General features: G+C 75.9%; 23 protein-coding genes. 5 read left to right on the top strand and 18 right to left on the bottom strand.

Annotated features, from left to right (window positions below; translation table 11 throughout):
* Window positions 1-19 precede the first annotated feature (19 nt).
* The 14 genes from TPA0908_RS24900 to TPA0908_RS24835 form a co-directional block, all read right to left on the bottom strand.
* Complete coding sequence (locus TPA0908_RS24900) at window positions 20-496, bottom strand: hypothetical protein (protein WP_281941811.1); 477 nt, start codon at window positions 494-496, stop codon at window positions 20-22.
* A complete protein-coding gene (locus TPA0908_RS24895) occupies window positions 493-1,410 on the bottom strand; it encodes a carbohydrate-binding protein (protein WP_281941810.1) in 918 nt (305 codons plus the stop codon). Before TPA0908_RS24895 ends, TPA0908_RS24900 begins: the two co-directional genes overlap by 4 nt.
* Window positions 1,407-2,039, bottom strand: coding sequence for a phage tail protein (locus TPA0908_RS24890; protein WP_281941808.1), 633 nt, complete (start codon window positions 2,037-2,039; stop codon window positions 1,407-1,409). The genes TPA0908_RS24895 and TPA0908_RS24890 overlap by 4 nt, the downstream gene beginning before the upstream one ends.
* On the bottom strand, window positions 2,020-4,680 hold the full coding sequence (locus tag TPA0908_RS24885; RefSeq protein WP_281941806.1) for a putative baseplate assembly protein: 2,661 nt from the start codon (window positions 4,678-4,680) through the stop codon (window positions 2,020-2,022). The genes TPA0908_RS24890 and TPA0908_RS24885 overlap by 20 nt, the downstream gene beginning before the upstream one ends.
* The gene (locus TPA0908_RS24880) at window positions 4,677-5,171 is read right to left on the bottom strand and encodes a GPW/gp25 family protein (RefSeq protein WP_281941804.1); all 495 of its coding nucleotides are present in this window, start codon (window positions 5,169-5,171) and stop codon (window positions 4,677-4,679) included. Before TPA0908_RS24880 ends, TPA0908_RS24885 begins: the two co-directional genes overlap by 4 nt.
* Window positions 5,168-5,506 (bottom strand): hypothetical protein, encoded by a 339-nt coding sequence (locus TPA0908_RS24875; RefSeq protein ID WP_281941801.1) that lies wholly within the window; start codon window positions 5,504-5,506, stop codon window positions 5,168-5,170. The genes TPA0908_RS24880 and TPA0908_RS24875 overlap by 4 nt, the downstream gene beginning before the upstream one ends.
* The gene (locus TPA0908_RS24870; RefSeq protein ID WP_281941799.1) at window positions 5,506-7,077 is read right to left on the bottom strand and encodes a phage baseplate assembly protein V; all 1,572 of its coding nucleotides are present in this window, start codon (window positions 7,075-7,077) and stop codon (window positions 5,506-5,508) included. The genes TPA0908_RS24875 and TPA0908_RS24870 overlap by 1 nt, the downstream gene beginning before the upstream one ends.
* A 91-nt stretch (window positions 7,078-7,168) precedes the next feature.
* On the bottom strand, window positions 7,169-7,930 hold the full coding sequence (locus TPA0908_RS24865) for a CIS tube protein (RefSeq protein ID WP_281941797.1): 762 nt from the start codon (window positions 7,928-7,930) through the stop codon (window positions 7,169-7,171).
* Window positions 7,931-9,493: 1,563 nt separating this feature from the next.
* Window positions 9,494-9,976 (bottom strand): phage tail protein, encoded by a 483-nt coding sequence (locus TPA0908_RS24860; RefSeq protein ID WP_281941795.1) that lies wholly within the window; start codon window positions 9,974-9,976, stop codon window positions 9,494-9,496.
* A 1-nt stretch (window position 9,977) separates the two neighbouring features.
* The gene (locus TPA0908_RS24855) at window positions 9,978-11,204 is read right to left on the bottom strand and encodes a phage tail sheath family protein (protein WP_281941792.1); all 1,227 of its coding nucleotides are present in this window, start codon (window positions 11,202-11,204) and stop codon (window positions 9,978-9,980) included.
* A gap of 17 nt (window positions 11,205-11,221) precedes the next feature.
* Window positions 11,222-11,905 carry a carboxypeptidase-like regulatory domain-containing protein gene (locus tag TPA0908_RS24850; RefSeq protein ID WP_281941790.1) on the bottom strand — a complete coding sequence of 228 codons (684 nt, stop codon included), beginning with the start codon at window positions 11,903-11,905 and terminating at the stop codon, window positions 11,222-11,224.
* A complete protein-coding gene (locus tag TPA0908_RS24845; RefSeq protein ID WP_281941788.1) occupies window positions 11,902-12,510 on the bottom strand; it encodes a glycine zipper family protein in 609 nt (202 codons plus the stop codon). The genes TPA0908_RS24850 and TPA0908_RS24845 overlap by 4 nt, the downstream gene beginning before the upstream one ends.
* Before the next feature lie 14 nt (window positions 12,511-12,524).
* Window positions 12,525-12,869, bottom strand: coding sequence for a hypothetical protein (locus TPA0908_RS24840; RefSeq protein ID WP_107159812.1), 345 nt, complete (start codon window positions 12,867-12,869; stop codon window positions 12,525-12,527).
* Between the two features lie 259 nt (window positions 12,870-13,128).
* Window positions 13,129-13,935, bottom strand: a complete 807-nt coding sequence (locus TPA0908_RS24835; RefSeq protein WP_281941785.1) for an LppM family (lipo)protein — start codon at window positions 13,933-13,935, stop codon at window positions 13,129-13,131.
* A gap of 545 nt (window positions 13,936-14,480) precedes the next feature.
* Between TPA0908_RS24835 and TPA0908_RS24830 the strand changes: the two genes are divergently transcribed.
* Window positions 14,481-15,629 carry an FUSC family protein gene (locus tag TPA0908_RS24830; RefSeq protein WP_281941783.1) on the top strand — a complete coding sequence of 383 codons (1,149 nt, stop codon included), beginning with the start codon at window positions 14,481-14,483 and terminating at the stop codon, window positions 15,627-15,629.
* A 58-nt stretch (window positions 15,630-15,687) separates the two neighbouring features.
* On the opposite strand, the gene TPA0908_RS24825 is transcribed toward TPA0908_RS24830, so the two are convergent.
* On the bottom strand, window positions 15,688-16,677 hold the full coding sequence (locus TPA0908_RS24825) for a LacI family DNA-binding transcriptional regulator (protein WP_281941781.1): 990 nt from the start codon (window positions 16,675-16,677) through the stop codon (window positions 15,688-15,690).
* Between the two features lie 117 nt (window positions 16,678-16,794).
* Here TPA0908_RS24825 and TPA0908_RS24820 point away from each other — a divergent pair, with 117 nt between their 5' ends.
* A complete protein-coding gene (locus TPA0908_RS24820; RefSeq protein ID WP_281941779.1) occupies window positions 16,795-18,030 on the top strand; it encodes an MFS transporter in 1,236 nt (411 codons plus the stop codon).
* 88 nt (window positions 18,031-18,118) lie between these two features.
* Window positions 18,119-18,451, top strand: a complete 333-nt coding sequence (locus tag TPA0908_RS24815; RefSeq protein WP_281941778.1) for a hypothetical protein — start codon at window positions 18,119-18,121, stop codon at window positions 18,449-18,451.
* 169 nt (window positions 18,452-18,620) lie between these two features.
* Here TPA0908_RS24815 and TPA0908_RS24810 read toward each other — a convergent pair whose 3' ends face one another.
* From TPA0908_RS24810 to TPA0908_RS24800, 3 genes are read right to left on the bottom strand one after another with little or no spacing between them, the layout of a single operon-like run.
* A complete protein-coding gene (locus TPA0908_RS24810; RefSeq protein ID WP_281941777.1) occupies window positions 18,621-19,325 on the bottom strand; it encodes an MBL fold metallo-hydrolase in 705 nt (234 codons plus the stop codon).
* Between the two features lie 40 nt (window positions 19,326-19,365).
* Window positions 19,366-19,728, bottom strand: coding sequence for a fluoride efflux transporter CrcB (crcB, locus tag TPA0908_RS24805; protein ID WP_281941776.1), 363 nt, complete (start codon window positions 19,726-19,728; stop codon window positions 19,366-19,368).
* Window positions 19,725-20,228, bottom strand: a complete 504-nt coding sequence (locus TPA0908_RS24800; RefSeq protein ID WP_281941775.1) for a FluC/FEX family fluoride channel — start codon at window positions 20,226-20,228, stop codon at window positions 19,725-19,727. Before TPA0908_RS24800 ends, crcB begins: the two co-directional genes overlap by 4 nt.
* Window positions 20,229-20,525: 297 nt before the next feature.
* On the opposite strand from TPA0908_RS24800, the gene paaK reads away from it, so the two are divergent.
* The gene (gene paaK / locus TPA0908_RS24795) at window positions 20,526-21,833 is read left to right on the top strand and encodes a phenylacetate--CoA ligase PaaK (RefSeq protein ID WP_281941774.1); all 1,308 of its coding nucleotides are present in this window, start codon (window positions 20,526-20,528) and stop codon (window positions 21,831-21,833) included.
* 1 nt (window position 21,834) lies between these two features.
* Window positions 21,835-22,242, top strand: a complete 408-nt coding sequence (gene paaI / locus TPA0908_RS24790) for a hydroxyphenylacetyl-CoA thioesterase PaaI (RefSeq protein ID WP_281941773.1) — start codon at window positions 21,835-21,837, stop codon at window positions 22,240-22,242.
* Window positions 22,243-22,263 lie beyond the last annotated feature (21 nt).

Here is a 22,263-nt window from a genome sequence, read left to right as displayed (position 1 = left end):
TCCCCGCAGTCGGGCCCGGTCAGGACCGGGCGAGCGTGACCGTGCACCCGCCACCTCCCGGGCACCGCAGGAGCACCTCGGTCTCCCGGTCCACCGCCACCTTCGCCACCGTCGCCCCGTCCGGGCCGGGCGTGACCTCGTCGGTGACCGTGACGTCCGCGTCGCCGGGCGCGCGGGCGGTCACCTCGAACGGCGTCGCGCCGCGCAGCACCAGCGTGCGCAGCGCACCCGGGTCGGCGACGCGCAGCCGGCAGGTGGCGCCGAACGCGACCACCACCCCGTCGGCGGTGGCGGTCGGGGCGGTGGCCGGCGGCACGCACGCCACGCCCACCGTCGCCGGGTCCACCGTGCCGACGCCGCGTCCCAGCCAGGCCAGTGGTCCCGGCCCGGCGGCCGGGTCACCCGGGCCGTCGTGCCGCCCGGCCACCGCCACCACGTAGAGCACCACCAGCAGCCCGGCCAGCGCGACCACCAGCAGCTTCTGCCGACCACTCATGGTTGGCCGACCGGGGTGAACCGGATCTGGTCGACGCCGGCGAAGTAGCGGTCGGTGCCCTGGGTCCGGCTCACCACCACCAGCGTCAGCCTGTGCGTGCCCCGGGTCAGCTCCAGCGTGCCCACCTCCACGTCGTCGGTGCGCACCACGGTCGGCGTGAAGCCGAGGAACGTGTCGCCCACCTGCCGGCCGTCGACCAGCCAGATGGTGTTCGCGTAGTCGAACGAGGTGGTGCGCACGGTGGAGAACCGCCAGGCGCCGTCCGCCGGCACGTCCACCGGCACGGTCACCCGGTCACCGACCGCCCGGCCCAGGAAGAACAGTTGCGAGTCGCCGGACCACGTCACGTCGCAGCAGTTGTCCTGCGCCACCACCTCGGCCTTCGCGGCCGTGGTGGACCGGACCTCGGCGGCGGCCACCAGCGTCTCCGCCTCCACGGTCACCGCCGCCGGCCGAGGCGGCGACGGCTGCTCCGGGCGGGTCACCAGCCAGACCGCCACGCCGGTCACCACCAGCAGCAGCACCGCCGCGGCGGCCAGCCACGGCCACGGCGTACGCTTCGGCGGCGCGACCGCCCGCACGTCGTACGTCACCCGGCCGCTGGACCGGGAACTCTCCTCCGGGGCGGTGTTCGCCGAGTACGCGAACCCGGTCATGTCGTACCGCCGGGGCGGGGTGCCGGCCGGCACGGCGAGGCGGACCAGCACCGACACCGAGCCCTGGCCGGGCACCACCCGCTGCGGTTCGGTGACCGTGAACCAGGCCCGCTGGCTGCCCTCGCCGGGCGCCACGTCGAACACCACGGTGTCCGGCGCCGGGCCCGGGTTGGACACGGTGAAGGTCAACTCCCCGGCGTTGCGGGCGTCCAGGGTGAACTGTTCGGCGGCGGCGACGACGGTCCATTCGGTGGTCATGACGACTCCTCCGGCGGCTCGTGGGGCAGGGGTGGGGGCACGGGCGCCCGGCCGACCGCGCGTACCGGCCCGGGCGGGGGCGGGTCGTCGGCCGGGCCGGCGGGTGGGTCGTGGGGCGGGCCGGCCGGGGCGGCGACCACCTCGACGGTGACCGCTGCCGGTTTCTCCGCCTCGACGATCCGGCCGATCAGCGCCAGCCGGTCCGCGGCGGCCGCCGGCACGCGCACCACCAGGTGGAACGGCCGGTCGGCCGGTTCGTCCAGCACGAACCCGGTCACCCCGGTGGCCAGCTCCAGCGCGGTGCGCATCCCGTACGGGGTGCCGCGCCAGCGGGCCAGCAGCGCGCCGTGCGCGACCAGGTCCCGCAGCCGGCCCAGCGGCAGCGGCGGTGGCGCGTCGGCGCGCGGCGCGGCGACCACGTGGTCCATCGCCACCCAGCGGGTCAGGTACGCCACGAACCCGTCCGGTGTCCGGTACGGCCCGAACAACGCGTCGACGTCGGCGAGCACCGCCTCGTCCGGTTCGTGCAGCGCCTCCATCACGTCCAGCAGCGCGCCCAGCACGCTGCCCGGGCCGGCGGCCCGCTGGTACGCGGCCGGCAGCAGCCGCTCAATCGCGGTTCGGCGCATCCTGCCGCACCACCTCGATGTCGTGCTCGCCGGAGCAGAGCAGCCAGGTGCCGGGGACGGTGACCACGTCGGCGGTGGCCTGGTTGGCGCTGGCCGTCCAGTCCTCGCCGTCACCGCTGCGGTACACGCCGCGCTCGCCGCCGGCCAGCACCAGCCGACCGGCGCCGGACGGGTCGGCCGGCGCGGTGGCGGCGATGGCGTCGACAGGCGAGAACCGGGTCCGGTCCCGCAGCGGCAGCCCGCAGTTGACCATCACCGGCCGCCACTGCGGCTGCCCGGCGAGGGTGTCCAGCCGGACCACGCCGCCGCTCTGCGTGGCCGCCAGCGCCAGCGGCCCGCTGAACGCCAGGTCCCGGCAGGTGCCGCCGATCCAGCCGGCGGCCATCGACTGCCACTGCACGTCGGACTCGAACAGCCGGGTGCGGTGCGCGCCCTGGCCGGGTTTCTTCGGGTCCGGCTCGCCCGCGCCGCACCACAGCAGCGTGGCCGGGCCGTCGTACTGCACCGCGAGGACCCGGTTGTCCACGTTGGCCAGGCCGACGTGGCTGAACGTGCCGGGGCGGCCGGCCGCGACGGACAGGTAGACGCCGAAGCCGGCCTGCGCGGCGACCGCCACGCCGGGCGCGCCGCGCTCGGAGACGAACGACCGCACCGCGTAGAACCCGCGGTCGGCGTCGGCCGGGTCGACCAGGATCTGCAACGGCACCGCGCCGGGCAGCAGCGGCACCTCGTACAGGCCGGCGTCGGTGGCCAGCAGCAGCGCGCCGGTGCCGTCCCGGTCGATCCAGGCCAGGTCCCGCACGCCGGAGTCGAGGTCGGTGAGCAGCGTCCATGTCTCGCCCAGGTCGGTGCTCAGCCGCACCCGGGAGCCGCCGGCGTCGCGGGCGGTCACCACGGCCACCGAACCGGCCCGGGGCACCACGCCGGGGCGGGTCGGGGCGGGCGCGGGCGCCACCCGGACCACCGTCTCGTCGTCGAACCGGCCGGCCGGCTCCCAGCCCGCGCCCGCGTCGGTCGAGCGGAACAGCACCGGCCCGCGCCCGGCGTACCAGGTGTCCGGCTGGTACTGGTCCACCGCGACGGTCCGCACCTGCGCGTCCGGCGCCTCGTCGACCACGAACCGCACCGACTCGACGTACCGCACGCCCGGCTCGGCGTGCTCCAGCATCCGGTAGACGTTCGACGCGCGCAGCGGCTCGCCGAACGCCCAGCCGGTCGGGTTGAGCGTCGTGGGCAGCGGGCTGAGCGTCTGGTGCAGCCGGTCGTGGATGCGCCGGCGGACCGCGTCCACGTCCTCCTCGCGGCGCACCACCACCCGGGCCCGGACCGAGACCGCCTTGTAGCGGGCCCAGCCGGCCCGCACCGCCGTGCCCAGCGCGCGGCGGCGTTCCAGGTCGGCCTCGACCCGGCGGCGCGCCTCCTCGACCTCGTGCTCGCGCAGCACCGCCACCGGCAGCCGGCCGCCGGGGCGGGCCGCCTCCGGCACGTACGGCACCAGCACCACCTCCACCTCGCCCGGCCGGGCGAAGCTGTAGACGGCGGCCCGGGTGAACGCCCGCGCCCGCGCCACCGCGCCGGAGCCGGTGGCGAGGACCTCGAAGTCGCGGGCGGTGACCGCGCGCTGCTGGGCGAAGAACTCGTACGGCCCGCGGGCCAGCACCGACTCCAGCGACTCCAGTTCCCGGCCGCCGGTGGCCGGCAGCGGGTTCGCCACCCGCAACCCCGGCAGCGGGTCGCGCAGGCTGGTCAGCACGCCGGCGGCCACGTTCCCGGCCGGCCCGCCGCCGCACCGGTACCAGAGCCGCACCTGCCGCCCGGCCGGCGGCACCGCCGCCACCGTGGTCACCCCGGCTGTCCCCTCGTCGGCCGGGGCGCTCCCGGTGCCGCGCCCGGCGTCCGGCCCGCTCCCGGCGCCGGTGGCCGGGCGCAGGTCCAGCGCGGGCGCGAACGTGACCACCCCGGAGGCGCGGTCGACCAGGTAGACCCTGGCCTGCGGGCCGACGCCGGCGAAGCTGTCCACCGGCCGCCAGATCTCGTACGTGCGTCCCTCGTGCTCGCGGGCCGCGGCGCCCAGCTCCACCGAGCCGGCCGGCACCTCCACGCCGAGCAGTAGGTCCAGCGCCTCGGTGGTGCGGGTCAGCGGCGCGCGGGCGGCCCGGAACGTCTGGCCGGGCTGGCCGGTGCCGGTGCCCAGCAGCTCCGCGTCGACCGGCTCGCAGTGGTGCACGCGTACCGTCGTCTCGGTCTCGCCGGCGGGCAGCAGGGCCGGTTCGGTGGTCACGAAGACGACCGGCCGGGGGTCGGCGCCGCGGGCCGCGGCGATCCGGGTGCCGGCCGGCACCCGCACCGGGCCGCGGTCGGGGCCGGTGCGGGTCAGGCGCACGTCCGCCCAGGCCGCCGCCGGCGGGTGCCGGGTCGCGCCGAGCAGGTTCAGGAACGCCACGTACGCCTTCTCCGGCAACTGGTTCAGCCGGTAGATCATCACCTCGGTCAGGTAGGCGAACGCCTCCAGCAACGCCATCCCCGGGTCGTGCGCGGACAGGTCCGTCCAGTCCGGGCAGGAGCGGCGGATCCGTTCCCGGGCCTCGGTGACCAGGTCGAGGAAGGCGCGGTCGTCCAGGTGCGGCACCGGCAGCGTCATGGCGTGGCCTCCTCACCGGGCCGGCCGGCGGAGCTGCCGCCGGGCCGGTCGCCCGGGTCGTCGCCCGGGTCGTCGGGCTCGTCGTCGGGCGGCAGCAGGTCGACGGAGAAGACGAGCTGGCCGGGGGAGAGGCTGGCCCGCACCCGGTAGTCCAGCCGGATCACCAGGCGCCACGGGTCGTCCGGGTCCGGGCCGGCGTCCACGTCGAGCACCTCCACCCGCGGCTCCCAGCGCCGGATCGCCTGCCGCACATAGTGGATGGCCAGCCCGGCGGTGGTGTCGTCGTTCGGCGCGAAGACCAACCGGTGCAGCCGCGACCCGTACCCGGGACGCATCAACCGCTCGCCCGGCGTGGTGGACAGCAGCAGGCACAGCGCCTGGCGTACCGTCTCGTCGCCCTCGGTCATGGCGAGCCCGCCGGCCGCGGTCAACGCCAGGCCGCCGGCGCGGCCGGCGTCGAAGCCGGCGCCGACGAAGCGGAAGGCCCTCATCGGTCCGCCCCCAGGAACATCTGCCGCGGGTCGCGGACCTGGTGGTGCACGGTGCCCGGCGGCGTGCCGTCGGTGAGGCCGTCCAGGTGCGACAGCACCACCGGCTGCCGGTCCACCCGCACCCAGGCGCTGTAGCCGACCGTCACGGTCATCGTGTGCAGGCAGGGTTTGACCGTCGGGCCGTAGTTCGGGCAGGCGGTGACGTCACGTCCCACCGGGTCGGGCCGCACCAGCGCCGGCACGCCCCGCACGGTGACCCAGTGCTGCGACGGGCGGTTCGTCACCCGCCCGTCGTGGCCGCAGGTGATCAACGAGTCGCGGTGGATCCAGCGCATCAGCCACCTCCGGAGGAACGGGCGAGCGTACGGGCCTGGGCGGCGGCGGTCTGCGCGTCCTCGGCCGCCGGGGCGTGCAGGAAGTCGACGGTCTTCGCGCGCACCACCATGGCCCGACCGGGCGCGGAGAGCACCAGGTCACCGGCGGCGTGCACGGTGGTCAGTTCGGGACGCAGCTCGACGAAGCTGCCCGCGTCGGTGGCCAGCCGCAGCGTGCGCCCGTCGTCGTCGATCACGATGGACTGGCCGGTGCCGGTCCGCATCGACCAGCGGCGGGACCGGCCGGAGACGATCCCCGCGTCGTACGGCTCGACGGCGCCGAACAGCGAGCCGAGCACCACGCCCGAGGTCGGCTCGCCGCCGGGCAACGCCACCAGCACGGTGTCCTCCGGGTCGGGCAGCGCGACGATCCCCTTGCCCCGGCCCGCCCCCGGACACAGCACGGCGAGCCAGCCGGCGTCCAGGTCCCCGTACGCCGGCAGCGTCACCCGGGCCCGGCCCAGCCCGTCCGGGTCGTCGACGGCGGTGACCGTGCCGAGCGTGACGGTCGCCGCCGGCGGCGCCGCGACCGGCGGCGGCTCGGGCGGGGCGGTGGAGAACCGGGTCAGGTGGCCGTCCGCGTCCACCGTGTGCACCACCTCGGTCAGCACGTACACGCCGGCCACCGGCTCCGGGACGCCGGCCAGCGCGATCCGCCGGCCCGGTCGCAACGCCGGGTCGCCCTCGGCCGTGCCCTCGACCGTGACCAGCGCGGCGACCCGCGCGTCCAGCCCGGCCTGGGCCAGCGCGGCCAGCTCGTCGTCGCTGCGCCCCGGCTGGTCCACCGCGGTACGCACCCCGTCCGCGCCGACGTCGCCCGGCTCCGGGCGCAGCGGGATCCGCCGCCCGCTGCGCGCCTCGCCGGCCCGCTGCCCGAGCGGCTCGGCGCGCTGCGGGTGCCAGCCCAGCGCCGCGCACTCCGCCCCGGCCCGGTCCAGGTTCTCGACGATCCGCAGCGCGTGCACGGTCCCGCCGAGCGTCAACGGCACCGGCTCGCCGTGCCCGTCGAGGGTGAGCAGCCGCAGCCGGTCCCCGTCCACGCCCAGGTGCAGCCCGGCCCGGCCGGCCACCTCGCACAGCAGTTCCAGGTCGGTGTGCCGGTGCTGGAGCAGCCGGTCCAGGCGCGGCCCGTCGACCTCGGCGACCACCGCCAGCCCCAGCCCGGCGCACAGCTCCCCGGCCAGCTCGGCGGCCGTCACCGACTCGAACACCCGCAGTTCCTGCCGCTTGCGCAGCCGGTGCAGCGGGTCGTACGCCCGGATCCGCAGCAGCGCAGCGCCGTCGCCCGCGTACTCCACCTCGACGGCGGTCACCTCGCCGGTGAACAACGCGTCCGGGTGCCCGTCGAGGCGGACGTCGAGCGCCGCGCCGGGGCGTACCGGTGGGTCGAGGGCACCCGGGCCGGGCGCGGTGGCCAGCGCCAGCTCGCACTGCGTCGGCCGGTCCAGCCGGGCGGCGACCCGGACCCCGCGCAGCCGCGTCGGGTCGGCCAGCGGCCGGCCGTCCACGCGGACCGCCGCCGCCCGGTTCACCGCACGTCTCCGGTCGTCGCGTGGTGCGCCCCCGGCAGGCGGCCGGCGGGGTGGCCGCCGCGCGCCACCGGCGCGGGCGGGTCGGATGCGGTCACGGCGTACCTCCCGTCGTGGTGGTGGCGTCGAGCGGAGGCGTGGCGAGGACGGACGCCGGCACCGCCAGCGCGGTGCCGGCCGGAACCGTGAGCGGGTCGGCGATCCGGTTGTGTTCGGCGAGCAGCCGCCAGCGCAGCGGGGAACCCAACGCGTCGTGGGCGAGCAGGTCGAAGCGCACACCCGACCAGCCCGGCTCGGCCGCGCCGTCCGCGGCGGCCACCACCGCCGAGCCGGGCGTCACGGTCGGGGTGCTCGCCGCGGCCAGCTCCGCCTCGAAGCCGGCCTGGGCCGCCTCGGCGCTCTCCGCCACCCGGACCAGCCGTAGCCGCAGCCAGGAACGCCGGGGCGTGCCGGTGAGCGTGAACGCGTCGAAGCGTTCCGCGATCGCCGCGATCACGCCCGGCACGTTCCAGGTCTTGCCCCAGACCAGCCGGACCAGCGGCGGACGCGGCCAGCCGTGCTCGACGGTCGAGTTCTCGGCGAGCATCCACAGCGGACGGGTCAGCGCGCGGACGTCGTCGGGGCGGGCCGGGGACTCCACGAAGTCGATGTCGAAGAGCAGGTCCAGCACCAGTTCGGTGCGCCCGCCGCCGGTGAAGACCAACGGGTCGTCGGCGAGGCCGGCGCCGGTGAGCGACCCGTCCGGTCCGCCGCGCGGGCGTATCCCGGCCAGCCGGGTGACCTGCACGGTCTCCGGATTGAGCAGGCAGTCGACCCGGGTGCCCGACTCGTCCACGAGGAAGGCGACGCGTTCCATCAGCCACCCGCCTGTTCCCGGTCCAGCAGGGCGTCCCGGAACCGGGCGCCCCGCGCGGCCGACGCCCGGGGCGACGGCTCGTCCGGCAGCGCCGGCCACGGGTCCCGGTGCGCCGTGCCCGGCTCCGTCGTCCCGTTCGCGCCCGTCGGTTGTCCCGCTCCGAACGGTCGCCCCGCGCCGCAGGCCCGACCCGTGCCGGTCTCATCGGGCAGGGCCGGCCACGGTTCGACCGGACGATGCCGGCCTCCGTCGTGCTCCGTCGACGCCGACGGGAGTGGTCGCCGCCACGACGGCGGCACCGCAAACCCGCCGCCTTGCACCCGGTCGGGTCCGTCGTGTCCGGCCCGTTCGGGCCCGGCCCGGTCAGGCCCGTCGACCGATCCCCGTGGCGCGGGTCCGAACGAGAGCGGAAGCACGGACTCCCGGACCGACCACCCGTCCGCCCCGGCGCGCGTCGGCCCGGCGGTGGCGTCGGCCCGGCGCCCGTCCCGGCCGCCACGACGGGAGTCGGCCGCCGCGTGTCGGCCCGGCGTCCCCGCCCGGTCCGGTCCGGCTCCACCGGGTACGTCCACCCGGTCCGCGCCCTGGTCGGGCCGTCGGGTGTCGCTCGGCGATCGGGTGTCGCCTGGCCGTCCGGTGTCGGCCGGCCACCCCGTGTCGGCCGGTTCCGCGGGATCGTTCCGCCTCGGTGTGCCGTGGTGCCTCGTGGCGCCGCCAGCGGATGCCGCGGAGACTCCGGAAGCCGCTGCGTCAGGCGCCGGTGATCCGGCAGCCGGTGATCCGGCGGTCGGTGATCCGGCGGTCGGTGATCCGGCGGTCGGTGATCCGGTAGAGCGGGAGCCGGCATTGGTCCGAGGGCCGGGGGACATCGCCCCGGATGCTGCCCCCGTCGGGTCGGCCCAGGCCGGCGGCATGCCCCGGCCTACCGGTGCCGTGCCGCCCGGATCCCATCCTGTCGGCACCCGGGTCGGTCCGGCACCCGCCTCCCTCGGACCCGGGCGCCACTCCGAGTCGATCCACGCCGCCCCGCCGTCCAGGTCGGAGCCGGTCACCGCCGCCGCATCCGGCCCGCCGGGCCGCCCCCCTCCACCGCCCTCCTCGCTACCACTGGACGGGACACTCGTCCCAACGCTCGGGCGCTGGTGAAGATCTTGGTAGGAAGCGGCCCCTTGGGGGGCCCTTTCGTACCAAGATCTCGGCGAGCCGAGCCGCCGGGCCCCGCCGACGCCATCGGTCGGGCGCGCTCTCCACCCACGCCACAGCCGTCCCACCCGGCCCCATCCCGCCCCGGCCCGCGCGGAACGCCCGGTGATCAAGGAGTTCGTGTCGGCGACGGGGTCAGAGCCGACGCCCACTCCTTGGTCATCGCCGACGGGCGCGGGGTGGGGGAGGTCCCGGAGGAGGCCGGGGGCGTGGGCGGCCACCAGGCGGAGCCAGTGTTCGGGAGGTTCGCCGGGGCGACGCGGCGGCAGGGCCGCCGACGGCACGCCGGGAGGCCGGTGGGCGTCGGGTGACGGGTCCGTCAGACGGTCGGCGGTGGCCCGCAACGCGCGGGCCAGCCGGTCACGCGGTCGCCGGGGCGGTCGCACTGCCGGACTCCAGCTCCAGCCCCTCGTACGCCAGGGTCAGCGCCTCGATGGCGATCTCCTGGGAGAGGGTGTTCAGGTGGGCGCCCCGCCACCGGGTCGGCCAGGCGTTGATCATGTTCCAGCGCAGCACCTCGGCGGTGCCGGCCGGGTCGAGCAGCACCACCGAGACGTTGCGCCGGTTGACCGTGCCCTTCGCCGCCGCGTTCACCCAGTCCCACAGCTCCCGGGCGTTGGTCAGGCCGAAGTGGAGCGTCACCGGCGCGTACTCGACCTGCCCGGGCACGGCACGGATGCGTTCGTTGCCGGCCTCCCGGTACGCCAGCGACGGTATCGCCACCTCGAAGCCGCTGACCTCGGTGAAGTGCCCGTTGGTGATGCCGTTGATGAGCAGCTTGAAGTGGTACGCCCGGTACGGGTCGACGGGCGCGCCCGGCTGCGGGGTGGCCGTGGTCGGCATGTCAGCCTCCGATCGTCTCGGTCTCGGTGCCGCCGGCCCACTGGCTCAGCTTGAACACCACGAACTCCGCGGGCTTGACCACCGCGATGCCGATGTGCGCCACCACCATCCCGGCGTCGCGCACGTCGGCCGGGTTGGTCTCCTCGTCGCACTTGACGAAGAACGCCTCCTCGGGCGTACGGCCGAGCAGCGCGCCGTCACGCCACACCCGGGTCAGGAACGCACCGATGTCGCGCCGGATCGAGCGCCACAGCGTGAAGTCGTTCGGCTCGAACACCATCCACCGGGTGCCGTTGGCGATGGCCTGCTCGATGGAGATGGCGAGGCGCCGTACGTTGAGGTAGCGCCACTCGCTGGCCTCGGCGGCGAGCGTCCGGGCGCCCCAGAGCCGGATGCCCTCGCCGGCGAAGAACCGGATCACGTTGACGCCCTTGGGATTGAGCACGTCGTGCTCCGGCCGGGTGACCCGGTACGCCAGGTCGACCGCGCCGCGTACCGGCTCGTTGGCCGGCGCCTTGTGCACGCCGCGCAGCGCGTCGGTGCGGGCCCAGATGCCAGCCACGTGCCCGCTCGGCGGGGTGAGCACCAGGTCGCCGCCGAGCGGGTCGCGGACCCGGATCCAGGGGAAGTAGAAGGTGGCGAAGTCGGACTGCCGGGGCCGGTCGCCGCCGGTGCCGGGCGCGTCGTCGTCGCCGTCCTTCGGCGTACCCTCGGCGGGTTTGCCGGTGGTGGGCTTGCCGGGTGTGGCGACCCGGGTGAGCCGGGAGACGTCGGTGACCTCGGGCGGCGGGTCGCAGATCGCCACCATGGTGCGCAGCCGCTCGGCGGTGCTGATCAGCGCCTCGTGCGACACCGGGTCGTGGTAGCCGGGCGCGGCCAGGATGGCGATCTCGTCGATCGCCTCCAGCAGTTGCAGGCCCCCGCGCCGCCCACCGGTGCCGGTGAGTTGGCCGCCCTCGCCGACGTTGACCACCCAGCACCGGGTGCCGCCGTTGTCGAGGAAGCCGAAGACGGCCCGGGCCAGCGGGGTGCTCTCCAGGTGCTCGCCGTCGGCGTAGAGACGCAGGAACTCGGTCCAGCTGTTGACCGCCATCGGCCGGTCGACGTGGGCGGTGCGGTCCGGCGCGACCCCGACGAAGGCGGCCGTGCTGGTGCCGACCGGGCCGATGGGGCGGGCCCCGGAGGGCACCTCCTCGACGTAGATGCCGGGGGAGAAGTAGGTGGGCATCGGTCCTCCTCGGGGAGTCAGTCGGGGGCGGGCACGACGATCAGGTCGTCGGCGGCCGGGTCGAGCTCGGCGGTGTGCACGCGCCCCCGACCGACCAGCCGGATCCGTACCGGACGGTCCGGGGCGTCGGGGTCGTGCGGCACGCCGACCAGCCGGAACCGGCCGGTGGCGTCGGTCTCGGTGGCCTGCGCGGTGCCGACCAGCTCCACCCGCATCGCGGCGAGCGGCTGGTCCTGCGGCCCGACCACCCGGCCGTCGAGCGTGCGCATGCCGAGCTGCCGTAGCCGCAGCGGCTGGCGCACCGGCGGCGCGGTCGGCGCCGGCCGGTCGATCCGGGCCGGCACGTCGAGCAGCAGCGCCGGCCGGGGCGGCACGCCGAACGCCCGCCACAGCGCCGGGTCGCCGGCGGCCAGCACCAGCTCCGCCCGGCCGCCCCCGCTCGTGGCGGCGGCGAGCACCCGGTCCAGCGCCGGCACCGCCGCCGGCCCGCCGCCGCTGACCAGCAGCCGGACCACGAAGCGGTACGGCTCGCGCGCCGCGCCACCGGCCGCGGTCTGCCGGGCCGGCCGCAGCTCCAGCGGCCAGACCGTGAGCCCGCCGGTCGGGTCGTCGCGGGGCGGGCCGACCGGGACGGGCTCACCCGCCGTCCCGGTCAGCCAGGCCGCGACGTCCGCGACGGCCGCCTCGATGGCGCCGGTCATCGCGGCGGCGTCCCCTGGATCCGGTACGCGATGGCCTCGTTCCAGACGTGCGGGTAGACGCCGATCTCGAAGTAGCGGGTGAACCTGTTGATCGGCGCGTTGGTGTGGTCGTGCCAGAGCAGCCACACCGGGGCGACGGTGAACAGCACGTAGTTGAGCGCGACCAGCGGCAGGTAGAACGGGCCGAGCAGCCGGGCCTGGAACACGTGCACGTCCTCGTGCCGTTGGATGCCGGGGCTGGACCCGGCGCAGACCGTGCCGATGGTGGTGGCGTACCGGGGTGAGACGCCCTCGACCACGTTGACCCGGCCGCTGCCGGCCGAGACGACCCGGTCGAGCTGGTGGCCGACGACCAGGTGCAGGGCCAGGTAGAGCGCGCCGGCGAACGTGTTGAGCAGGCTCCACGTGTGGTCGACCACGAAGCGGAGGATGCCCTTCGCGTCGGCGCCGTAGGTGCCGGCCGAGGCGGTCGCCCAGCCGAAGGGCGCGCCGACGAGCAGCCCGACGACGGCGCCGACCAGCAGGCCGACGGTGCCGGCGGCGGCCTGCCCGAGCACCGCGCCGAGGACGATCTGCGCGGCGGCGCTGAGAATGCCGAAGACCATGGCGGACACCTCCCTCAGACCCAGGAGCGGACGAAGCGGGGCTCGTGCCCCTGGGCGAGCTGGGTCGGCGACGCCTGCGTCGCCTGCCGGTTGCCCGGGGGCAACTGGTTGATGCCGAGCGCGGCGGAGAAGATGACCAGGCCGTTGAAGAACGCGATGATCCACTTCTCCGGACCGGCGTCGTCGGCGAACGCGGCGGTCAGGTACGACAGCAGGAGCGCGACGCCCAGCGCGATCCACTTGCGCGCCTTGTCGCCGCTCGGCCCGATCAGGCCGCCGATGACGTTGGTGGCGAGCAGGGTGGCGGCGCTGGCGCCGGTCAGGCTGCCCAGGGCGGCCCAGGTGAAGAGATCGTTCACGGCGATCCCCCTTTTCGACGGTGCGGTGGTGCGGTCGGGGTTCGGTGGTGCGGCGGCCCGGGGATGGCGTCCACGGGTTGCGCCCGGTGCGCGGTGGGGGACCGGCGGTTCGCCGCCGGTGCGGCGGAAAAGCTGTGGCCGGGGCCGGGGCGTCGGTGACCCAGGTCGGGGCAGAGGCCGGGTGGCCGGGGTCGAAGCGGGGCGTCGGTGGCCGGTGGCCTGGGGTCGGAAGGTCGATGGCCGGTGCGGTCGGTGGCACTCAGGTCGGCCGGTCGGCCGGGGGCGTCGGCGCGGGGGTCGCGGTGGGCGCGGGGGTCGTCGAGGACGCGGGCGGCGCCCCGGCCGGGCCGCCCCGGGAGCGGCGCCGCAGCAGGACGACCACCACCACCGCGGCGACCACCAGCAGCCCGACCGCTCCGCCGACGACCGGCAGCCAGGGGAAGGAGCCACCCCCGGTCACGGCGGCGACCGCGCTGGCGGATGGCGTGGGTGGGGCCTCGGCGACGGCCCGCAACTCGGCCGGCTTGGGCTGATTGGCGACGACCTGCCAGCTCACCGAGCGCCCGTTGACCGTCCCGTTGCTGTCCAGCACCCGGCCGGGGAACGTCACGGAGATCTCGAACGCCATCAGGGTCATGAACGCCTGCTGATTCCGGGGATCTTGCTCGGCCACCTTTCCGCCGTATTTCTTCGGGTCCAGCGGAAGGGAGAAGCGATAGAGATCGCCATCCCGGACAAGATTCACACTCTCGCTGGTGAATTGTGACAGCGGTGTTTTTCGGTAGGCGATCTGAATGCCGTAGGAGGTGGCGTCCTCGTACCGGCTCTCGGTGCCGACGGGGAGCGTGGGAATGTTCTGCCGGAGTTCGGCGAAGGCCGCCGCGACGTCCGGGTTGCGCTGCTTGAGCACGGACTTCTGGGCGGTCAGCAGGAGCTGGCCGGAGACCGTGTCGTCGGGGTTCACGGTCAGCCCGAGGTTGAGCTGCATGCAGCCGCTCAGCGTCGCCACAAGGGCGAGACACACCGCGAGGCGGAATGCCCGGCTGCGGCGGAGTCTCGTATTCATGGTCCCAGTGTGCGCGGTCGCGCCGTGGCCGGCAGTCAGCGATCAGCCGCCGCTTTGTCGCCGATCTTACCGGCCACCTCTCCCATTCGGACGACCCCGGGAACGTACGCGATCGATATCCTGAAAGGTTGTCACTCCGCCTTTCCCGGCACCGGCTCCGCCGACGTGATCCGGAAGACCGGAATGCCGGCGGCCACTTCCAGCGTCACCCAGGTCCGGGGGGCCGAGCCCGGCGGCGTGCTGCCGGGCGGCGAGCCTGTTCCACACCCGGGCGAGCCGGTTCGGCCGGCCGCCCCGGTACATCCACCGCACGTGCCGTCGCCACAGCCCCGTACGCATGAGCTGTCCCCTTCCTCTCCGTCCATCTCCACCGGACCGGCGCGGACGGCGACGACCAGGGTCGATCGGCACCCGACGCGCCGATCTTGCGGTTCCTGCCCCGACAAAGCGGCTGAACCACCCGAAGCGCGGGCCGGAACCGCAAGATCGCGCGCGGGGTGCGGGCCGGTCCCGCAGGATAGGGCCGGGTGGAACGGGAGGCGGGGATGAGCGGGGTACGCGAGGGCCGGCGGCGGGTCGGCCCGGCGGTACGGACGGCGGCCGGGCGGCTGCGGCGGGGCTGGCTGCCGGTGGTCGAGGCGACGCTCGCCGCCACCGTCGCCTGGATGCTCGCCACCCGGCTGGTCGGGCACCCACAGCCGTTCTTCGCGCCCGCCGCCGCGCTGATCGTGCTCGGTCAGGCGCGGGGCCAGCGGATCCGCCGGGCGGTGGAGGTGGTGCTCGGCGTGGCCGCCGGCGTGCTCGTGGCCGACCTGGTGGTCCAGGCGCTGGGTCCGCGCACCACCTGGACCGTGTTCACCGTCATCCTGCTCACCGTCGCGCTGGCGGTGGCGGTCGGCGCCAGCTCGGTCACCGTGGTGCAGGCCGCGGTCTCCGCGCTCTACCTGGTGGTGGTCTCGCCCCCGACCGAGTCGCTGATCCCGTTCCGGTTCGTCGACGCGCTGATCGGCGGCGCGGTGGCGGTGGTCGCCAGTCAGCTCGTCGACGCCCGCCGGCCGCTCGCCCCGCTGGTGGCCGAGTTCCGGCACACGTTCACGGAGCTGGCCGGCGTGCTCGACGAGATCGCCGACGCGCTCGACCACGCCGACGACGAGGCCGCCCTGGCCGCGCTGGACCGGGCCCGGCACGCCGACGCCGGGGTGGAACGACTGCGGGACGCGGTCCAGGCCGCCGGCGAGGCGCTCCGGCTCAACGTCCGGCGTCGCCGGCACCTCGGCCGACTGCGCTCCGTGACCGGTTCGATCCGGCAGATCGACTACGCGGTGCGCAACGTGCGCGTGCTGGCCCGGGCCGCGGTCACGGTCACCCGCGGCGACGCGCCCGTCCCGACCGACCTGGGCGCCGCCGTACGCACGCTGGCCGCCGCCGTCCGCGCGGCCGGCGACGCGCTCGCCGCCGACCTCAACGGTGCGGAGGAGACCGCCGACGGGCACGCCGCCCGGGCGGACGCGGCGGCGCTGGCGGCGGTACGGTCGGTCGGCCGGCTCTTCGCCGCCGGCCCGACGCTGCCGCTCGCGCTGGTCATCGGGCCGGTCCGGGCCACCGCCATCGACCTGCTGCGCGGCGTGGGCGTGGACGACGACGCGACGGTGCTCAGCCGGGTCGACGCGGCGGTCACCGGGCCGGAGCGCTGAGGGTGCCGCCGGCGGCGGGTGGCCCGGAACGGCGGGACCGGCCGCTGACCGTCGCCGCTCAGGCGCTCTCCCGGGTCACCAGCGTGGACGCGAAAGCGGTGCTCGGCGCGACCGGCGCCCGGGTCAGCACGGCGGTGGCCGCGGCGGTGGCGATCCGGTCGACCGGGTGGGTCGCGGTGGTCAGCGCCGGACTGCTCATCGCCGCGTACGGCAGGTCGTCGAAACCGCCGACCGCCACGTCGTGCGGCACCCCCAACCCGTGCCCACGCAACGCGGCGATCACCCCGAACGCGGTGGCGTCGCTGGCCGCGAAGACCGCGTCCAGGTCCGGCCACCGGCGTAGCGCCGCCAGCGCCGCCGCGCCGCCCCGCGCCGCGGTGAAGTCACCGGTCACCAGCCGCTCCGGCGACCCCGCCTCCCGCATCAGCTCCCGGTACGCGGTCACCGACCGCTCCGCGCAGGTCAACCAGCGCGGGCCGGTCACCATGGCGATGCGGCGGCGGCCGGTGGCGTACAGGTGGCGCAGCACCGCGCCGGCGCCGGCCGCGTTGTCCACGTCGAACGACGGCACGGTCGCCGAGCCCTGGCCGATCGAGACGACCCGGCCGCGCAGCCGGGCCGGCACCGCGTCCAGCGCCGCCCGCGTGGTGTTGACCAGGATCACCCCGCAGACGCCCCGGTCCGCGCCGAGCCGGCCCAGGCCGGACGGGTCGCCGAGCGGCAGCCACTCCAGCGCCACCCCGATCCCGTGCGGCGCGCACACCCGCGACGCGGCGCTCACCACCCGGTGCACGTACGGGTCGTCGAAGACCGCGTCGGTCCGGCCCACCACGGCCACCACCAGCCGGACGCCGGCGCCGCGCACCAGCGCCCGGGCGGTGACGTCCGGCACGTAGCCGAGCTGGTCGGCGGCGGCGCCCACCCGGGCCCGGGCCTGCGCCGAGGCGAACCCGTAGCCACCGAGCACCCGCGAGGCGGTGGCCCGGGACACCCCGGCGGCCCGGGCCACGTCGTCGAGCGTGGCGGGTCGTGCGGTCGGCGTACCCATGTGCGCATCATGCCCGGTCCGGACCGGGCATGGTAAGGGGTGGGAGCGCTTGTGGTGGTAGCGCTCTCAGGTGTGCGATGGTCGTCGGGAACCATTCGGGGAAGGGACTACCGCACCGTGAGCAACGCCCTCGACGCGCCGGCCGCGTCACGGCCACCGGCCTTCCGGCCGGTGCTGGCCGCCCGCAACGGCGTCGCCGTCGTCTTCGCCCTCAACGGGCTCGCGATGGCCAGCTGGTTCTCCCGGGTGCCGGCGGTCCGGGAGGCGCTCGGCCTCAGCCCGAGCCGGCTCGGCCTGCTGCTGCTCTGCATGTCGGTCGGCGCGCTGCTGGCCATGCCCGCCGCCGGTCTGGTCACCCAGCGGATCGGCCCGGCCCGCACGGTGGTCGTGGCGACCGTGCTGGTCGCGCTCGGCATGACGGTGGCCGGTCTCGCCACCGGCCTGGCCGGCTGGGCGGTCGGCGTCGGGCTCGGGATCGCCGCGTTCGGCTTCGGCTCCGGTCTGTGCGACGTGGCGATGAACGTCGAGGGCGCGGTCGTGGAGAGGCGGATCGGCCGGACGATCATGCCCCGCTTCCACGCCGCCTGGAGTCTCGGCTCGGTGGCCGGGGCCGGGCTCGGCGCGGGGGCGGCCCGGCTCGGCGTGCCGATCGAGGTGCATTTGCCGGTCCTGGCGGTGCTGATCCTGACCGGCACGCTGCTCGGGGCGCGGGCGTTCCTGTCCGCGCCGGCCGAGTCGACGGGCGCGGGTGAGCCGGCGGCCCGGCGGCGGGCGCTGCTGACCGCCTGGCGGGAGCCGCGCACCCTGCTGGTCGGCCTGCTGGTGCTGGTCATGGCGTTCACCGAGGGCAGCGCCAACGACTGGCTGGCGGTCGCGTTCGTCGACGGGTACGGCGTCGACGAGGCGGTCGGCGCCGCGGTGTTCGGCGTGTTCGTGGTCGGTATGACGCTGGGCCGGACCCTCGGCACGATCGCCATCGACCGTTGGGGACGGGTGCCGGTGCTGTTCGGCACCATCGGGCTCGCCGCCGTCGGCGCCGCCCTGGCCGTGCTGGCCGGCTCCGGTCCGCTGGCCGTGGTCGGCGTGGCGTTGTGGGGGATCGGCGCGTCGCTCGGCTTCCCGGTCGGGATGAGCGCCGCCGCCGACGACGAGGAGAAGGCCCCGGCCCGGGTCAGCGTGGTCGCGGTGATCGGCTACACCGCGTTCCTCGCCGGGCCGCCGCTGCTCGGCTTCCTCGGCGACCACCTCGGCGTGCTGAACGCGCTCGGCCTGGTGCCGCTGCTCCTGCTGCCCACGCTGGCGCTGGTGCCGGTGCTGCGTGCGCCGGCCGGAGCGGACCGGCCGGCCCGCTGAGCGGCTCAGCCGACTCCCACTGCGCTCCCAGGCCCCCTCCAGGCGCGCGTGCTGCACTGGACTCCGACGCCGAGGAGAGGAGGCGGGCATGGGCTGGTTCAGCCGACGGGCCGCCGAGCCGACAACGCCGACGAAGCTCGACCGCGAGGCGAACCGGGAGGATCTGGCGCAGCTGGAGGCGTTCGTGGCCAGCCGGCGCGGGGTCGAGTTCTATCTGGAACCGGAGACCACCGCCACCGACACCACGGTGGTCGCCATCGCCCACGACGGGGAGTGGATCCGCCGCCGCACCGGCTCGCCCCGGGTCGCCGGCAAGATCGCCCAACGGCACGCGGTGCCGCTCTACGAGGCGGCCCGCACCGGCTACCCGGAGCGGATGCGGGCCTGGAACCGGGCGCACCCGGAACGCCACGCACGCTGACCTGCGGGCCGGCCCGGCCCAGGCGGGAGGGGTCCGCGCCAGGGGCGGTGCGCTCCGGGCCGGTCCGCGCCGGACGGGTCCAGGCCAGGGGCGGTGCGCTCCGGGCCGGTCCCCGCCGGGTCATTGCGGTCGCCGGGTCATCGCGGTCGCGGGGTGTGCCGGCGGCCCCTCACTCGCCGAGCGCGGCGCGGGCCTGGTCCCGGCCCAGCGGCTCGTCGTGCGCGGAGACGTACCACTCGACGTGCTCGGAGAGCAGGCTCCGGGCCAGCGCCAGATCCGGCCCGTCGGTCGGGCCGCGCTCGTGCAGCGGCGGCGGGTACCAGCAGTCGCCGAGCAGCAGCACCCGGGAGTCCGGCACCAGCACCACCGTCGAGTCGGGGGCGTGCCGGCCACCGACGTGCCGCAGCACCACGCCGGTGGGCAGCATCAGCTCGTCGGTGAACGTGCGGGTCGGCGGCAGCACCGCGAAACCGTCCCAGTCGTCCACGGCGAGCGCCCGCGCCCGGTAGCTGGGCCCGAGCCGCGGCTCGGCGCGGACCCGCTCCCGCAGGTGACGGTGGCTCCACGGGCGGGCCGCCTCGGCGCGCAACGGCGCGACCCCGGCCTCGTGCCCGACGATCTCCACGCCCGGCCAGGCGCAGGCGCCCCAGACGTGGTCCCAGTGGTGATGGGTGTAGACCAGCCAGCGTGGCTCCGGCAGCCGGGCGGCGGCGATCCCGGCACGGATCTCCCGGGCGTGCGCGGGACTGTGGCCGGCGTCGACGAGCACGCTGCCGCGATCGTCGGCGACCACCGCCACGGTGGGCCGCACCGCGCCCGGGTCGGGGTCGCCGGGGAACAGCCAGACCCGGTCGGCCAGGTGGCGCAGCTCCATGGCGGGATGCTATCGCCGCCCGCCCCCACCGGCTGCCCCGTCAGCCGGTGAACGCGGCCGTCAACGCGTACCCGACGAAGGCCGCGCCGAGCCCGGCGACCACACTGACCAGCACATTCGCGTACGCGTGGAGACGCGCGCCGGTGCGGGCCAGCCGCAGCGTCTCGTAGCTGAGCGTGGACCAGGTGGTCAGCGCGCCGCAGAAGCCGGTGCCGACCAACGCGGTCACCGCGGGATCGGCCGGCACCGCCAGCACCGCGCCGAGCAGCAGCGAGCCGGCCACGTTGACGGTCAGCGTGCCCCACGGGAACGCGGAGTCGTGCCGGGCCTGCACCGCCCGGTCGGTGAGGTAGCGCAGCGGAGCGCCGAGCGCCGCGCCGAGCGCGATCCAGAGGACGGTCACCGGGCCTCCCCGTGCCGGTTGGCCAGCAGCCGGCCGGCCACCACGTCCCCGGCGGCGACCGCCAGCAGCGCGGCGAGCACGGTCATGGCCAGGTAGACCAGCGCCGTGCCCGGCGCGCCGGCGGTCACCAGACGTTGCGCGTCGACCGCGTACGCGGAGAACGTGGTGAACCCGCCGAGCACGCCGACGCCGAGGAACGGCCGGACCAGCGGCCCGGCCGGCCGGGCGGTGAGGACCGCCATCAGCACGCCGATCAGCAGGCAACCGGTGACGTTGACGCCGAACGTGGCCCAGGGGAGACCGGTGGGCGGGTGCGGCGCGGCGGCCTGCGCGCCGGCGCGGGCCAGTGCGCCGAGCACGCCGCCGGCGGCGATCACGCCGAGCACCGCCGCCGGGTGCGCGGTCAGCTCCGTCCGGTCGGCGGGTACGCAGAGATCGACGTCCGGATCGACGCGGGACTCGGGCGGTCGTCTCACGGTGCCTCCCACCAGGACGGGCATCACTGGCAGGGACCGTTGGCGTGGTCGCGGTTCTCCCGGCGCCTCCCGGGACGGCGGGCCCCACCGCCGACTCCCCGAGCATAACCCGCCCTGCCCCGCCCCACCCCGACCCCGCGCCTCCTCGTCGATCTTGCGGTACCGGCCCCGGCAAAGGGCGCGAACCGCCCGCGCGAAGGGCGGTAACCGCAAGATCGGCGAGGAGGTGGCGTTGACCTGGCAGGGTGGGCCGTACGGGCGTACGGTGAGCGGGTTCCCGCCCGGCGCGGCGGCGTCGGGCCCGTCGCGCAGGAGGCAACCGTGCAGGACCGCACCCCTCGTCCGGACGAGCTGGATCCCGCCGAGCGGATCGGCGTCGACGAGCTGCGGGCGCTCCAACTGGACCGGTTGCGCCACTCGCTGCGGCACGCGTACGCGCACGTGCCGCACTACCGGCGCGCGTTCGACGCCGCCGGCGCCCACCCCGACGACGTCCGCGACCTGGCCGACCTGGCCCGCTTCCCGTTCACCGCCAAGGCCGAGCTGCGGGAGAACTACCCGTTCGGCATGTTCGCCGTGCCCCGGGAGCGGATCGCCCGGCTGCACGCCTCCTCCGGCACCACCGGACGCCCCACCGTGGTCGGCTACACCCGCGCCGACCTGGACACGTGGGCCACCCTGATGGCGCGCTCGATCCGGGCCGCCGGCGGCCGGCGCGGCGACCGGGTGCACGTCGCGTACGGGTACGGCCTGTTCACCGGCGGCCTGGGCGCGCACTACGGCGCCGAGGAGTTGGGTTGCACGGTCATCCCGGTCTCCGGCGGCATGACCGAGCGGCAGGTCATGCTGATCCGTGACCTCGAACCGGAGGTCATCATGGTGACCCCCAGCTACATGCTGGCCATCGTGGACGAGATGGAACGCCAGGGCGTCGACCCGCGCGCCACCTCGCTGCGGGTGGGCGTCTTCGGGGCCGAGCCGTGGACCGAGGACATGCGCCGGGAGTTGGAGCAGCGGCTGGACCTGCACGCGCTGGACATCTACGGCCTGTCCGAGGTGATGGGCCCCGGCGTGGCGGTCGAGTGCGTGGAGACCAAGGACGGCCTGCACCTGTGGGAGGACCACTTCTACCCCGAGATCATCGACCCGGTCACCGGCGCGGTGCTGCCCGACGGCGAACGCGGCGAGCTGGTGCTGACGTCGCTGACCAAGGAGGCGATGCCGGTGGTCCGCTACCGCACCCGTGACCTCACCCGGCTGCTGCCCGGCACGGCCCGCCCCATGCGGCGGATCGAGAAGATCGCCGGACGCACCGACGACATGATGATCGTCCGGGGGGTGAACGTCTTCCCGACCCAGATCGAGGAGCTGATCCTGCGGGCGCCCGCGCTGTCGCCGCACTTCCAGTGCGTACTCGACCGGCAGGGACGGCTGGACACCCTCACCGTCCACGTCGAGCGCCGTGCCGGCGCCGCGGTGGCCGACGCGGAGCGGGCCGGGGCGGCCCTGGTCGAGCAGGTCAAGAACACCATCGGCGTCTCCGTGGCGGTCCGGGTGATCGAGCCGGACGGGGTGGAGCGCTCGATGGGCAAGATGCGCCGCATCGTCGACCAGCGGCGGGAGCGCTGAGATGACTGATGACGGCGGGCGTACCGCGGCCCACGACATGTTCGACGCCGATGTCGCCTCGACCGGGCTCGGCATCGAGCTCGTCTCGGCCGGCGACGGCGCGGCAGTGGCCCGGATGCGGGTCACCCCGGCGATGCTCAACGGGCATGCGATCGGCCACGGCGGTTTCGTGTTCCTGCTCGCCGACACCGCGTTCGCGCTGGCCTGCAACAGCCACGGCCCGGCCACCGTGGCCGCCGGGGGCGAGATCACCTTCCTGCGCCCGGTGCGCGCGGGCGACGTGCTGGACGCGTACGCCACCGAGCGGGTCCGGCACGGCCGCAGCGGCATCTACGACGTCACCGTGCGACGCGGCGACGAAGTGGTGGCCGAGTTCCGGGGACGCAGCCGGGTCATCGCCCGCGACTGAACCCCGCCCCCGCCCCCGCCC

The organism is Micromonospora sp. AKA38, assembly GCF_027925725.1.
Lineage (GTDB): Bacteria > Actinomycetota > Actinomycetes > Mycobacteriales > Micromonosporaceae > Micromonospora.
This window is presented reverse-complemented; position numbering and strand designations above follow the sequence as displayed.